The 14,472-nt window shown below is 60.9% G+C and carries 9 protein-coding genes; 1 reads left to right on the top strand and 8 read right to left on the bottom strand.

Translation table 11 applies throughout. The annotated features are described in order from the left end of the window. Nucleotides 1-282 precede the first annotated feature (282 nt). Entirely contained in the window at nt 283-3,120 is a 2,838-nt protein-coding gene (locus JW929_13305) for an N-6 DNA methylase (protein MBN1440379.1), read from the top strand. Nucleotides 3,121-3,448: 328 nt separating this feature from the next. On the opposite strand, the gene JW929_13300 is transcribed toward JW929_13305, so the two are convergent. The 8 genes from JW929_13300 to JW929_13265 form a co-directional block, all read right to left on the bottom strand. Then, complete coding sequence (locus JW929_13300; GenBank protein MBN1440378.1) at nt 3,449-5,542, bottom strand: glutamine synthetase III; 2,094 nt, start codon at nt 5,540-5,542, stop codon at nt 3,449-3,451. Nucleotides 5,543-5,977: 435 nt separating this feature from the next. Continuing rightward, nucleotides 5,978-6,559 (bottom strand): response regulator, encoded by a 582-nt coding sequence (locus JW929_13295; protein MBN1440377.1) that lies wholly within the window; start codon nt 6,557-6,559, stop codon nt 5,978-5,980. Continuing rightward, complete coding sequence (locus JW929_13290) at nt 6,556-8,187, bottom strand: GAF domain-containing protein (protein ID MBN1440376.1); 1,632 nt, start codon at nt 8,185-8,187, stop codon at nt 6,556-6,558. Before JW929_13290 ends, JW929_13295 begins: the two co-directional genes overlap by 4 nt. Before the next feature lie 553 nt (nt 8,188-8,740). Further along, nucleotides 8,741-8,947 carry a hypothetical protein gene (locus JW929_13285; GenBank protein ID MBN1440375.1) on the bottom strand — a complete coding sequence of 69 codons (207 nt, stop codon included), beginning with the start codon at nt 8,945-8,947 and terminating at the stop codon, nt 8,741-8,743. 253 nt (nt 8,948-9,200) lie between these two features. Then, nucleotides 9,201-10,094 (bottom strand): hypothetical protein, encoded by an 894-nt coding sequence (locus JW929_13280; protein MBN1440374.1) that lies wholly within the window; start codon nt 10,092-10,094, stop codon nt 9,201-9,203. A 22-nt stretch (nt 10,095-10,116) separates the two neighbouring features. Further along, a complete protein-coding gene (locus tag JW929_13275; protein ID MBN1440373.1) occupies nt 10,117-11,187 on the bottom strand; it encodes a DUF362 domain-containing protein in 1,071 nt (356 codons plus the stop codon). Nucleotides 11,188-12,296: 1,109 nt separating this feature from the next. Further along, nucleotides 12,297-13,469 carry a HAMP domain-containing histidine kinase gene (locus JW929_13270; GenBank protein ID MBN1440372.1) on the bottom strand — a complete coding sequence of 391 codons (1,173 nt, stop codon included), beginning with the start codon at nt 13,467-13,469 and terminating at the stop codon, nt 12,297-12,299. After that, nucleotides 13,466-14,176 carry a response regulator transcription factor gene (locus JW929_13265; GenBank protein MBN1440371.1) on the bottom strand — a complete coding sequence of 237 codons (711 nt, stop codon included), beginning with the start codon at nt 14,174-14,176 and terminating at the stop codon, nt 13,466-13,468. The genes JW929_13270 and JW929_13265 overlap by 4 nt, the downstream gene beginning before the upstream one ends. Between the last annotated feature and the right edge of the window lie 296 nt (nt 14,177-14,472).

The following is a 14,472-nucleotide window of genomic DNA, read 5'->3' as shown; positions in this document are numbered from 1 at the left end:
CGGTGTGACCCCCGCGCGTTGCTCCTCTCGATTCACAACCTTCGCGTTTCGGCGAAGATTGCTGCGGAAGAAAAAAGCCTCCGGTCCCACACGGGACGGGAGGCTTCGCGGCCTTGCGAGATATTCGGTTGTCGATCTTGATCCGAGTATACTTTATCTTCCGGGTATATCCACCCCCAAACGGGCCAGATTCGCCGGCGGTGGACGGGCTGAAAATAGGGGATTTTTCAGCGATCTCGTTCTATAATAAGTCCAACCCTGAATTATCCACCAAGGTATTTCATGGCATTCACCTTCGATCAATCCAAAGACGAGATCGCCAGGCTGATAAAGCATTTTTCGGCCCACCGGGCGGCCTATCAGGCTTCCGGGTACAAGGAAGCGCACGTGCGTCAGGAGTTCATCGACCCGCTGTTCATGGCGCTCAATTGGGACGTGCGCAACCAACAACAGGCCGCGCCGGAGTACCGCGAGGTTGTCGTCGAAGATTCACTGGATATGGGAAGAAACGAGGCTCACCGCGCTCCGGATTACGTGTTTCGGGTGGGGCGGGAGCGCAAATTCTTCGCCGAAGCCAAGAAGCCGGGCGTCGACATCAAAACCTCGCTCTCCCCGGCGTATCAATTGCGGCGCTATGCCTGGAGCGCCAAACTGCCGCTGTCGGTCCTCACCGATTTTCAGGAGTGGTCCGCCTACGATTGCCGGATCCGGCCTTCGGACAAGGATAAATCCTCCACGGCGCGTCTGAACTACATAACCTATGAGGAGTATCCCGACCGCTGGCACGAGGTCTGGGACGTTTTTTCGCGCGAGGCGGTGCGGAGCGGTTCCTTCGATGCTTTCGCCCAAGCCGGCCGGGGACGGCGCGGAACGTCGGAAGTGGACGCCGAATTCCTGAAGGAAATCGAAGGCTGGCGCAACGCGCTCGCGCGCAATATCGCCCTGCGAAACCCCGACCTCACGATCGACGAGCTGAACGACGCCGTTCAGCGGACGATCGACCGGATCATCTTTCTGCGCATGGCGGAGGACCGCGGTGTGGAGCCCTACGGCCGCCTGCAGAAGCTGGCCGAAGGCGACGAAATCTACGCCGGACTGATCGCGATGTGCCGCCAGGCGGATTCGCGCTACAACTCCGGACTGTTCGATTTCTCCAAGACCGGCGACAGTGTCACGCCGGACCTGGTGCTGGACGATAAGGCGCTCGAGCCGATCCTCGCCGACCTGTACTTTCCGAAATCGCCTTATGCCTTCAACGTACTGCCGGTGGAGATCCTGGGCAACGTGTACGAGCAGTTCCTTGGCAAGGTCATCCGGCTCACAGCCGGACATCAGGCCAAGGTCGAGGAAAAACCGGAGGTTAAAAAGGCGGGGGGCGTATATTACACTCCCGCGTACATCGTCGAGTACATCGTCAAAAACGCGGTCGGCAAACAGGTGGAAGGAAAGAGCCCGAAACAGCTGAAAGGTTTCCGGGTTCTGGACATGGCCTGCGGATCCGGATCTTTCCTCCTGGGCGCGTATCAATATCTGATGGATCATTACCTCGGCTGGTACACGGCGAACGAACCGGAGAAGAACAAAAACGCCGTTTGGAAATATCGGGATACCTGGAAATTGACCACCGCCGAAAAGAAGCGCATCCTGACCGAGCACATTTTCGGAGTCGATATCGACCGGCAGGCGGCGGAAGTCACCAAGCTCAGCCTGCTGATCAAGGTTCTGGAGGGCGAGAGCGACGAGAGCCTGAGCCGGCAGAGGCAGATGGAACTGCTCCCCGAGCGCGCGCTCCCCAACCTGGATAAGAACATCAAGTGCGGCAACAGCCTGATCGGGCCGGATTACTTCGCCGGCCGGCTTATGCCCGATCCGGAGGAATTGCGGCGCGTAAACCCGTTCGATTGGGCGGCGGAGTTTCCAGAGGCAATGCAGGCGGGCGGATTTGATTGCGTGATTGGTAATCCGCCGTATGGTGCTGATTACACAGAAAAGGAAAAAGAATACTTTCAAGGTCAATTTATATACCGAAAAGGAAAACCTGAAACATACATCTTCTTTTTCGAGAGGGGCTTCAATTTATTGAAATCGTCCGGATGCCTTGGATATATCACACCAAATGCTTGGTTAACGAACCATTATGGTGCGCAATTGCGGCGTTATTTACTTTCGAAAGGTTTCTTCTATCATCTTGTTGACCTTGAGCCAACTAAAGTTTTTCAAAAAGCAATTGTTGATACCGTCATCTCAATTATTACCAATAGAAAGAAATTGGATGATGCATCGCTTACATCTATTTCTAAAGGAACTAAAGATCATCGAATTGAATATAAATTTACAATAAGCCAATCAATATGGAAAGATGATAAGCAAAGCATCATTAATCTACAAGCAAATCCAATTGAGATATCCCTTTTAACAAAAATGAATTGTGACGGGGGAACTTTGGGAGATTTGGTGGATTATTCGCAAGGCGTAATCCCTTATAAGACAAAAGAAGATGGTGAAGCTAATCGATACATCGCAGAAAAACCAAGAGGTCTTGGTTGGTATCCTTTACTTGAAAGTGCATCACAGCTTAGGAGATTTGAAATTGATGCACCTACTGCATACATACACTATGGTAATTGGTTATGGTGCCCACGAGACCCCAAATATTTCAAACAACCAAAAATATTATTCCACCGACTTCGGAAAAAGTTACCCAGACAGTTAATCGGAGCATGCGATTTCAGCGGTGCGGTGAATCGCCATTCACTTTCAAACCTAATATTGCAACCCGAATTGCCTATCGAATCATTGTTCGCGGTATTAGGTTTATTCAACTCGACATTAGCTAATTGGTGGTTTGTGAAGAAGTATGGGTTATTGATGGAGGTTGGTGGATTTAAAATATCCGAACTACCACTTCCACTAAATTGGATGCAGGATCAAGAAAAAATGATAGTGATCGTTAAGCAGATGATTGATATTCACAAACAAAAAAAGGTCGCGAAGGATATTATTGAAGAGGAGCGTCTTCAGCGATTGATTGACTCCACCGACTCTCAAATAGACGCTTTAGTTTATGAATTGTATGAATTGACATCAGAAGAGATTGCGATAGTGGAAGGCTCGCAATAACCCCATAAATGTAAAAGCCGAATACCAGAGGGAGGCTGGCATTCGGCCTTTAAGGGAACATTTTTCCACTGTTTTTGAACTTAATCGGCCAACCCAATCACTGCTTGTTGCGATGAATCCGGAGAAGGTTCTGCCGTTAAGGGTTTTTTTTATTTTTCAGCAACACATTGCGCGGGAAATAACAGCGCGGCTATTGCCATCCCATCCCGCCCCTCCACTGAATTCTTTTCTGCATAGCGCAACCGACATCCCTCCCCGCCCTTCCCGTATGACGGGAAGGGAGGGGAGGATAGGAGGGGCAGGATGGGGCGGCGCGCCGGGCTTCCGTTCAGATATTGAACAGCATATCGCTGTAGGTCGGATACGGCCAAACCTCCGCGCTGACCAGCGCTTCCAGCTTGTCGCCGTCCTCGCGCAGGAGCGCCATCTGGGTGAACACGGAATCGCGGAAGGCGCAAGCCTGCGGATAGGCGCCGCCGTCCACGGCATCGGCTTCCGCCAGCTTGGATTCCAACCGCGCGACGTTATTCTTGAACGAGGCCGCAACCGTGGAGACTTCCCGCAGAGTCTCGGCCTGCGCGCTGGTTTCGGCCTCGACCCCGGCGGCTTTCACCTCGCGGATCGATTCGGCGAGATCGGAGATGTACTCCACGGCGGCGGGAAGGATCTGCCGCTTGGCCATCTCCAGCATCGTCAATGCCTCGATCCGGATCGTCTTGACGTAACCCTCCAGCATGATTTCCCGGCGGGATTCCAACTCGGCCTTGCTCAGAATCCCGTGCTTTTCCATCAGGGCGATGTTCTTTTTCTCGGCCAGCGCCTGCGTCGCGGCGACGGTCGAGCGGATGTTGGGCAGGCCGCGTTTTTCGGCGTCCTTGACCCAGTCTTCGGAGTAGTTGTTGCCGTTGAAGATCACCTTCTTGTGGGTCCGCGCGGATTCCCGCAGCAGCGCCCGGACCTCGGATTTCAGGTCCTTGGCCTTTTCCAGCCGGTCCGCGAACTGGCTGAGGGTTTCGGCTACGATCGCGTTGAGGACGAAGTTGGGCATGGCGATCGAAGCCGACGAGCCCACCATCCGGAACTCGAATTTGTTGCCGGTGAAGGCGAAGGGCGAGGTGCGGTTGCGGTCGGTGTTGTCTTTGGGCAGCGGCGGGAGCGTGGAGGCGCCCAGGTTCAGGGTGCCGCCCTGCTTCGAGTTCGTCGCGCCGCCGTTCTCCAATTGGGCGAGGATGTCGGTCAGCTGTTCGCCGAGGAAGACCGAGATGATCGCCGGCGGAGCCTCGTTGGCGCCCAAGCGGTGGTCGTTGCCCGGCGTGGCGGCCGAGACCCGCAGCAGGTCGGCGTAGTCGTCGACCGCGGCGATCACCGCCATGAGGAAGACCAGGAACTGCATGTTCTCGTGCGGCGTCGTCCCCGGATCCAGCAGGTTCTGCCCGTCGTCGGTTGCCATCGACCAGTTGTTGTGCTTGCCGGAGCCGTTGACGCCGGCGAAAGGCTTCTCGTGCAGCAGGCACACCAAGCCGTGCCGCCGGGCGACCTTCTGCATGAAGGCCATCACCAGCTGGTTGTGGTCGGTGGCGAGGTTGGTGCTGGAAAAAATCGGCGCCAGTTCGTGCTGGGCGGGGGCGACTTCGTTGTGCTGGGTTTTGGCGAGGATCCCCAGCCGCCACAGCTCCTGGTTGAGCTCCTCCATGAAGGCCGAGACGCGTTCCTTGATCTGGCCGAAGTAATGGTCCTCCAGCTCCTGGCCCTTGGCCGGCTTGGCGCCGAACAGGGTCCGTCCGGCGAGGATCAGGTCCTTGCGCCGGTCGTAGGTCGATTTGTCGATCAGGAAATACTCCTGTTCCGGGCCGACCGTGGTGGTCACCTTCTCGGCGGCGGTGTTGCCGAACAGCCGCAGAATCCGCAGAGCCTGCTTGGAAAGTGCGTCCATCGAGCGCAGCAGCGGCGTCTTTTTATCCAGCGTCTCCCCGGTGTAGGAGACAAACGCCGTCGGGATGCACAGGGCGTGGTCCTTGAGGAAGGCCGGCGAGGTGCAATCCCAGGCGGTGTAGCCGCGGGCTTCGAAGGTGGCCCGCAGGCCTCCGGATGGGAACGACGAGGCGTCCGGTTCGCCGCGGATCAGCTCCTTGCCGGAGAACTCCAGCATGACTTTGCCGTTGGAGGAGGGGCTGATGAAGGAATCGTGCTTTTCGGCGGTGTAGCCCGTCAGCGGCTGGAACCAATGGGTGAAGTGGGTGGCGCCCATCTCCACCGCCCATTCCTTCATCGCTCCGGCGACCACCTCGGCCACCCACGGATCGAGCGCCACGCCCCGGTCGATCGTCTTGCGCAGAGCCTGGTAGGCGGGCTTGGGAAGCCGCTCCTTCATCTTGGCGTCGGTGAACACGTTGGAACCGAACAGTTCGTTTAACTCCGGCATCTTGGCCTCCGTTGGTGTTTGGATTTCAGGCAAATAAAAAACGCCCGTCCCGCGATGCAACCGCATTGCGGAACGGGCGTCATGGCCCAAAAACCAATCTTGAATTCGCCCAATTTTATGGCGTTTCCGGTATTTCCGTCAAGCGTCCGAACGGCTGATTTCAGGCCGCCGCGCGGATGGCCTATTCGGGGGATCGAACCTAACCTCCCATCTCCCGTTCCCTTCCCTCATGGGCTGTCTAAAAAGTGGAACTTTCTTATTATGGATGAGACCCGATACTTATTGAGTTGTCATTCCCGCGTGTTTTTAGCGGGAATCCAGGGTCTTTCGCGGGTAGATAGGATAAAGTCTCTGGATGCCCGCTAAGAGCACGCGGGCATGACGATCTTCCACCTGCCCTGCCGATCTTTCTAGACAGCCTCGGAGGGAAGGGGTTCAGGGGTCAGGAGGTTGGGCCGGTGCGCGAAGCAATTCTTCCGCAGCCCGGCGCATGGGGATCCGCCGCGAGCGGGCTCGTTCCTGAATCTGGCTGTAGGCTTCTTCCTCCGATTTGCCTCTCTGCATCAGCCGCCCCTTGGCCCGCTCCACCACTTTGCGGGATTCCAGGTCTTCGCGGATTTCCGACGTTTCGCTTGCGAGCCGCCGGGATTCTTCAAACCGCGATACCGCCACCTCGATCGCCGCCGCCAGGCCGCGTTCGTCCACCGGCTTGATCAGATACCCCTGAATCGGGAGCGCGGCGGCCTTTTCAATCAGGTCCTGTTCGCCGTGGGCGGTCAGGATCAGCACCGGGATCGGCCGGCGGCGGCACATCGCCTGGGCCGCTTCCAGCCCGTCGGTGAACGGCATGCGGATGTCGAGGATCGCCAGGTCCAAGGCGCGGGCGTGGAAAAGGCTCAAGGCTTCGTGGCCGTCGGCGGCGGTCAGCACCTCGTGCCCCAATCCGGAAAGCATCGTCTTCAACCCCATCCGGATCAGCGATTCGTCGTCGGCGACGAGGATCTTCAATTTTCTCATTCCGCCTCCTGAAACGCCTCGGTGTGCGGAATGCGGACCGTCGCCCGCGTTCCTTCGGGGCCGGATTCAAACGCCAGCTTGCCGCACAGGTCCTCGCGGACGAGGGTCCGCACGATTTCCAGTCCGAGGCTCTCCCGCGGCTGTCCGCCGTCCAATCCCACGCCGTCGTCCAAGATCTCCACTAGCGTATCTTCCGGGGTGTGGGCCAGAAGGATCCGCACGCTTCCGGACGCGCGGCCGCCGAAGGCGTGTTCCAGTGCGTTATGCAGAAGCTCGTTGATCACCAGGGCCAGCGAGGTGGCCGGCCGCGAGGGCAGGAGCAGGGAATCCCCTTCCACCGTGATGGTCGCGGCGAGGTCCGGCCGCACCATGTTTTGCGAGGTCAGCCGGACGATGCGTTCCGCCACCTGCCGCAGGTCCACCAGGGCGTATCCCTGACGCGAGAGGGTTTCGTGGACCGCGGCGATGGCCAGGATCCTCCCGATGCCGGCGCCCAGCGCGTCGGCGGGCCCTGCGGAATCCCCTTCGCGCTGCTGCATGCGCAGGAGCATCGCCACCGTCTGCAGGTTGTTCTTGACCCGGTGGTGCATCTCGCGCACGATCGCGGCGCCGGCGGCCAGCCGCGCGTTCTCGATCGCCAGGGCCGTCTGGTTGGCGAGCGTGGTGCACAGCGCGACCTGCTGCGGGGTGAACTCCACCGGCCGCCCGACGTAGGCGTTCATCACGCCGATCACCTTCTCGCGCACGGCCAGCGGAACCGAAAGCAGGGAGACCAGGCCTTCCCGCCGCGCCAGGTCCTTGAAGTGGTAGCGCGGATCGACGCGCACGTCCTGGACGGCCACCGGCTTTCCGGTCCGGATCACCTCGCCGACGATTCCCTCGTCGATCCGCAGGGGCGGCCGGCGCCGGTAGGCCGGGCTGCGGCTCCAGGCGGCGCGCATAACCAGCTCCTTGTGGTCTTCGTCGATCAGCTGCAGCGAGCATACGTCGCTGCCCATCACCCCGGCGGCCATCTCCGCCACCAGCTCGAGCATCTGGTCCGGGACCATCGGCGAGGTGACGGTCTGGCTGACTTTGGCGAGGGTGGTCAGCTCGTCCAGCCGGTTGCGCATCGAATCGTGGAGCATGGCGCGGTCCAGAGCGCCGGCCGCCAGGTCGCCGATCAGCATCAGCAGTTCCGCCTCGGCTTCGGAGAAATCGCGCGGCGCGGCGGTCTGGACGTTCATCGCCCCGATCACCCGCCCGCGGTTGGTCAACGGGACGGCGAGCAGCGAACGCAGCCCTTCCTCGTTGGTTTCCGGCAGCAGCTTGAAGCGCGGGTCCAGGCGGGCTTCGCGCACGGCCGCGCTCTTGCCGTGCTTCGCCGCCCACCCGGTCAGGCCCTCGCCCAGCCGCAGCGAAGCCCGCCCGAGCGATTCGCGGGCCAGGCGGGTTGAGGCGCGCAGCCGCAGAATTTCCCCCTCGGGCTCGAGCAGGTAGATCGAGCAGGAATCCGCGCCCATCACGTGGTTCGTCCGCCGCGCGATCAGATCCAGCGTGGTATCCAGGTCCCAGGCGGCGGAAAGCGCCTGGGCGATTTCGCGCAGAGGGCTGAGCGCGAGGGTTGAGGGGGTCAGGTCGCCGGCCAAGGGGGATTCCTCATTTTTTTTCGTTACTGCTCAGCCTGTTTTTTAAGGATAACCGGCCGTTTTCCGACCTCACATCTATCTCCGGTCCCCTTCCCCCACTCCTGGCGCCTGCCCTCGCGAAGCGGGGGTATGCCAGGAGTGGGGGAAGGGGTGAAGGGGAGTGAGGGTTGGATGATGGCGGGATGCTGAGCAATTGCGTTTTTCTTCTATAGTAAGACCTCTGAATGAGTTCCAGCAAAAACCTCGGCCATAAAGGGCACAAAGAGCGAATAACAGACGAAACCTTCCGGTTTTTTTGTAATGTTTGTGGCAAAAAGCCGGTGGTCGGAAAAAGGCCGCGGTCTGAATCGAAGAAACCTTTTTTGAGGTTGTAAAGAAGTATATTTCTGGGCGGTGCATGCGTCGCCATACAGGCAGGCCATTCCCCATTCTAATCCGTTTGGGGGATAAAGAATGACGGAAATCCGTTTTCCTTATTTTATCAACTGCTCAGGCGGCTTATTTCGATGAAAAAACCTCAACATAACACCAGCGGCGTTATGGGTTTTATCCGTTACACCGGCGTGGCTTCCTCGCGCCCGTCCTCGCGCCCGTCCTCGCGCCTGCCCTCGCGCCCGTCCTCGCGCCTGCCCTCGCGCCCGTCCCAAGCGCCTGTCCCGAGCGCCTGTCCCGAGCGAAGCGAGGGAAAGCGAGGGAAAGCGGGATTCGAAGCCGGGGTCCAATATTTATCGAAGATGTACTGGACGCCGGCCAGGTTCACCTCCGGCGAAGAACACGCCGAGGGCGGGCGCCGGCATGATGATCGCCGGCTGAGAAATTACATTTTTTCCAGATGGAAGCGGACTCGAGGAAAGAAATCCCAGCCGCCGCCGGCGAGTGATTCATCCCTGCCGGGCATTGAAAAACCGTCGAGCCTGCCGCGGGCGATCCGCCCGGCGGGTTTATTCGGCTTCGAATCCGCTTTCAAGTGTTTTTCGACCGCCGCCCGTTTCCGTTCCGAGGCAAGGGCTGCCTCAGGTACCCAGCGCCTCGGCCAGCAGGGCCTCGGCCGGCTCCTTCGCATTCGTCCCGAAGACCGCGCCCAGAAGTTTTCCGTTGCGGGCGGCCGCGGCGGCGTCTTCCACCCCGCCGCCCCGGAGAACCTCGAGCGCCGCCTCCGCCCGCGCCGAATCCGGATATTGCACCAGCAGCAACTGACATTCCGAACCGCCGCGCGCGTAACGAGCCGCCACCGCGTCGGTGTCCGCGGTCAATCCGAGCAGGTTTTCCCCGCCGAGCCAGATCCTTTCCTGGATCGCCAACTCCATATGGAAGAATTTTTCGGATCCGGCGGCCAGCCCTTCCGCGGGAAGGAAGCCGAGGATCGCCGGCTTCTCCCCGCCCGCCGGAAGCGACCGGGAGATGAACTCCGCGAATTGGAGCAGTTCCCCGTCGGCGGCCGTGTCGAGCGCGGTGAGGTTGACGTAGAATTTCTCCTGCCAGAAGACCAGGCGCACGCCGGTTTCCAGCACGGCTTGGTTCGCCCGCCCGACCGCCGCCGCCGGGATGCCCTCCCGGCCGGAGAACAAGCCGTAGGCGTCCTCCGCTTCGGCGAAGCGCCAGATTTCGGCGTTCAGTTCCCTGCCGGCGCCGTCCGCGTAGCGGCCGGTCGCCACTTCCTCGAAGGTGTAGGTGAAGTAATATTCCGAGGCGCCGTTGATGTAGTCGAACAGCGTCTCGCGGGTGAAGGTCAGGGCTTCGCCGGCGGGAATCCAGCCGGGGATGGAATCCGCGCCGGGGAGGGAATCGGCGGGTTTGACCGGAGCGGGCGCTGGCGCGCATCCCGCGCAGAAAACCAAGCCGGCGAGGAGGGTCGGCGCGGCTCCGGTCCGGAGGACATGCGCAAATCGCAGGGTTTTTCCGTTCATGCCGTTCGCAGCCTCGCGGGATTCAGACGGCGACTTCCAGCCGTTCGATTTTCTCGAGTTGATGGACGCCCAGGCCGAGCGACCCGGATTCCGAAAGGCAGGATTCGGCGATCGACAGCAGGGACAGCGCCGGCTTGCCCGCTTCGGCAAGCAGCCCCTTGAGGATATCCAGCCCGACCGCGTCGTGCGCCACCGGATCGCAACTCATCAGAATCGAATCCCCGCGGTAGTCAGCCGTCCAATAGGGATACGAGGTGCCGTATTCCAGGTTCGCCTCGAGGACGTCGCCGATGACCAGCCGGGTGCGCTCCTTGATCTCGGGCAGCGCGTTCAGCGCCGCGATCTTCCCGGCGATGCCGCTGTGCAGCATGCCCGGATATTGCACGGAACCGAAGTGGTTTTTTAGCGCGAAGGTGATTCCGGCCAGCATGTGGGCTTTCAACACCGGCATGTTGATTAGCGCCGTGCAGTCTTTGAGGATCGGGCTCACCGGCACATCGGCGCCGCCGACGTTGGTCCATTCCGTTCCGTAGGTCTTGTCGGTTCCGCGGCAGCGGACCCCGGGCCCGTCCGGATTGACGGCGAACCCGGCGGTTTTCAATTCGTCGCTGGTCTGGTCGTACAAGACGATGCTGCCGGCCGGGACGCCGGCTTCCTGGAGGGAATCCGTCACCGCCGCCACCAGCGGGACGTGGGTCCAGATCAGGCTGTTGTAGAAGGCGTTGACCTTGATCGCGACCTTGTCGTCCGCGGTAAACAGCGAGGCCCAGCCGTCGCGCGCGGTCGTTTGGCCGGTCAGGCGCACGATCGATTCGTCCAACATCCGGCGCACGACCGCGCCGGAAAGCCCGTCGCCGTCCCAGACCCCTGCGCCGCGGGTGTGGACGACGCGGCTGGTGACCGCGGATTGTGGAGCCGCGGCTTCCGTTTTCGCCGCCGCGGGATCGACGGGCGGGACGGTCCGGGTCGGCGTGACCGCCGGGGCGGACGGCGCCGCCCGGCAAGAGGTCAGCCAGCCGGCGGCTCCGAAGGCGGACAGTTGGAGGAATTGCTTCCGGCTCAAATTCCTGTGCGTCGGCTTACTTGCATTCATGGTTCGTTCCTAATTCGATCGGATTTGCGGTCGGGGGCAATTATAACGGCTCCCGCCCGCGTCCGGTCCGAACCATCCGGCGGAAAATCCCCGGCCGCATCCGTTTTCTTCCGCCTCATCCGCTCCTCCGGAGAGCGAGCCGGAAGGCGTGCTCCGGGATTATTTCACGGAAAACCAGCGGAACAGGCTTCCCGGCCGAAAAGGGGCGTAGGAAGAGTTTAAGTTACTACTCAGCTGGCGATCGTCATGCCGGCGCCCGCCCTCGGCGTGTTCTTCTCCGGGGGTGAAATTAGCCGGCATCCAGCAAATCTTCAATAAATACTGGACCCCGGATTCGAACCCCGCTTCCCCCGGCATAGAGCATGCCGAGGGCGGGCGCGGGGGAGCCACGCCGGGGTGACGGACAAACCATATAACACTGGTGATGTTATGCTGAGATTATTCAGTCGAAATAAGCTACCTGAGAAGCAGTTACGAATTTTATTAGCTCTCAAAACTACTGCCTATGGCAGTGTGTGCCATGAAAAGGTACCACCGTGGTAGTAATTCGTTTTCCCACGGAGCTGACAAATTCATCGACATCCCACCTAACCTCTCCCCTGGCCCTCCCCTTCCCTCCCGTAAGACGGGAGGGAAGGGGAGGGTGGGATTTTCGTCCCGTGGTTTTTCCATCGCCGACAGGAGGGGTTGGGTGGGATGGCGGTCGGACCGAAGGAGGGACTATTTATGCAGGGGAGACTGCGTAAGTAGTGTGGGATTGGACGAAGAGAGGATAAGAAAATTCGTCCAATGGAAAGAGAAACAGGAAAAAGAAACTGAGATTGCATAAAAACGGTTGTTCGACTAGAGCCGTTAGGAGCGCACCTTCCAGGTGCGACAATACTGAAGCCGCCGCCTCAGGCGGCGGTAATTCACTGTTTTGAATCCTTATCAAGCGGATGAGGAGCCGGGAGAGTGTATCCCGGAACGCCTTCCCCGGATGGAGCGGTCGAAGGGTGTGGGAGGATGGGGGGAAAGGGCGGCTGAGCAAACGGGGTTTCCATAGCGTTCGGGACGGGGACGCGCCGCCCTGTTTCGGTCGATGATTCCAAAACGCCGGAGGCCTGCCCTTATGCCGGCATCCAGAACCGGATCGCCGTACCTTCGCCTTCCTCGCTTTCGGCCCGGATCTCGCCGCCGTGCGCTTCCACCAGCTGCTTGGCGATGGCCAGGCCGAGCCCCGTCCCGCCCGAATCCACCGACTTGACGTAGCGGTCGAAGACGTGCGGGAGCAGGTCCGCGGGGATTCCGCGCCCGTTGTCTTCAACCCGGAATTCCAGGCGGGGGGTTCCCCCCGCATCGCGGCGGCAGCCGATCCGCACGGTTCCGCCTTCGGGCGTGTGGCGGATCGCATTGGTTGCCAGGTTCTCGAGGATCTCGCGCATCCGGGGGATGTCCGCCTCGATGTTCGGCAACCCGGGATCGGTCTGTTGCACGAGCGTCACCCCCGCTTTGCCGGCGGAGGGCTGCATCGCCTGCGCCAAGTCCGAAACCAGGCGCGCCGGATCGCAGGGTTCCTTCCGCAGGACGAGTTTTCCCGTCTCGGCGAGAGAGAAGGTACGCAGGTCTTCGATCAGACGCGCAAGGATCCGGGTTTCCTCGAGCAGCAGGGCAAGATGTTCCTCGTCCCGCGGGTAGACGTTGTCAAGCATCCCCTCGAGGTTGCCCTGCAGGACCGTCAGCGGGGTCCGCAGTTCGTGCGAGATGTCGGCCAGCAGGCGCTTGCGCTGTTCGTCGTACGCCCGCAAGCGGCCGGTCATCATGTTGAAGGAGCGGGTGAAGGTCCGCATCTGCGGCGGGCCGTGCTCCTCAAGGCGGGTGGTGTAATCCCCGGCGGCCACGCGGTCGGCGGCGTCCATCACTTCATCCAGCGGGGACACTATCTGGCTGAGGATGCCGCCCAGGATGATGGCGAACAGCACGAACCCGACCAGCGGAACCAAGAGAACGCCGCGCGGAAGCTCCTCCGGGAACACGGAGCGGAACAGGGCGATCAACAGCGCCGAACCGCATCCGGCGCTGGAGAGCAGGAAAACGACCGAGAGCAGGCAGCCCCACCGGAAGCGGAACGGGGGCCGGTGCCGGCGGCCGAAGGGAGGCTCGGGCGGCCAGGGTTCGTCCTGCGGCCACCAGGCCGGGCGGGGGAAATGACGGAAGGGATGATGGTGGGGACGCCGGGGTTCGTGGAAAACGCCGCCGCCCCACTCCGGCGGATCGTGGAATGGGCGCTTGCGGTCGTTCACGGCTGCTCCTTCTGCCCGCCTACCGATTCCGCCAGCTTATAGCCCACGCCGTAGACCATGAGGAGGTAGGCTGGTTCCTGCGGGTTGGGCTCGATCTTCTTGCGCAGGTTTTTGATGTGCGAGTCGATCGCCCGCTCGAAGGATTCAAACGAGACGCCGTGGATCGCGTCGAGCAGTTGGGCGCGGGTGAACACCCGCCCGGGCTGGCGGGCCATGGTTGAGAGGAGTTCGAATTCCGTCGCCGTGAGCTCGACCTGCCGCTCGCGGATTCGGACTTCGCGGCGCACGAGGTCGATCCGCAAATCGCCCGCCCGCAGAAGATCGCCCGGCGTCCCGGCCCGGGTGGTTTCGCTGCGGCGCAGGACGGCCCGCACGCGGGCTACGAGCTCCTTCGGGCTGAAGGGTTTGGTCACGTAGTCGTCGGCGCCCAGTTCGAGCCCGAGGATCTTGTCGGTTTCCTCGTCGCGCGCGGTGAGGATGATCGTCGGGGTGGAGGATTGGGCGCGCAGGGTCCGGATTAGGTCGAGGCCGTCGAGGTCGGGCAGGCCGAGGTCCACGATCAGGAGGTCCGGTTTATGCTCCCGCGCGGCCGCCAGCGCTTCGCGTCCGTCGCGCGCGGTAAAGACGACAAACCCGGACCGGACGAGGTAATCTCGGACTAGGTTCGTGATTTTCGGTTCGTCGTCGATCACGAGGATGGTTTTCATGGCGGCTTGGGATTCGATTATACCGTTTGGCTTCACAGCCCTCTCCCGTCCTCCCCCGTTAGCCGTGGTTCGCGAACGGGGGGTGCTCCCTCCCATCCTCACCCGTTAGCCGTGGTTCGCGAACGGGGGGGGGCTCCCTCCCATCCTCCCCCGTTAGCGGTAGTTCGCAGACGGGGGATCCCCCCTTCAATCCTCCCCCGTTAGCCGTGGTTCGCAGACGGGGGATCCCCCCTTCAATCCTCCCCCGTTAGCTGCAGTTCGCAGACGGGGGATCCCCCCTTCAATCCTCCCCCGTT

The sequence above is a fragment of the Anaerolineales bacterium genome (genome assembly GCA_016928575.1).
Classification (GTDB): domain Bacteria; phylum Chloroflexota; class Anaerolineae; order Anaerolineales; family RBG-16-64-43; genus JAFGKK01.
The sequence above is the reverse complement of the archived record's forward strand: the minus strand, read 5'-3'. Positions and strand labels throughout refer to the sequence as shown.

Excerpts from the sequence above, each read along its gene's own strand:
- JW929_13300 (MBN1440378.1), bottom strand. The coding sequence starts at position 5,542 with ATGCCGGAGTTAAACGAACTGTTCGGTTCCAACGTGTTCACCGACGCC.
- JW929_13295 (MBN1440377.1), bottom strand. The coding sequence starts at position 6,559 with ATGAGAAAATTGAAGATCCTCGTCGCCGACGACGAATCGCTGATCCGG.
- JW929_13275 (MBN1440373.1), bottom strand. The coding sequence starts at position 11,187 with ATGAATGCAAGTAAGCCGACGCACAGGAATTTGAGCCGGAAGCAATTC.
- JW929_13280 (MBN1440374.1), bottom strand. The coding sequence starts at position 10,094 with ATGAACGGAAAAACCCTGCGATTTGCGCATGTCCTCCGGACCGGAGCC.
- JW929_13265 (MBN1440371.1), bottom strand. The coding sequence starts at position 14,176 with ATGAAAACCATCCTCGTGATCGACGACGAACCGAAAATCACGAACCTA.
- JW929_13305 (MBN1440379.1), top strand. The coding sequence starts at position 283 with ATGGCATTCACCTTCGATCAATCCAAAGACGAGATCGCCAGGCTGATA.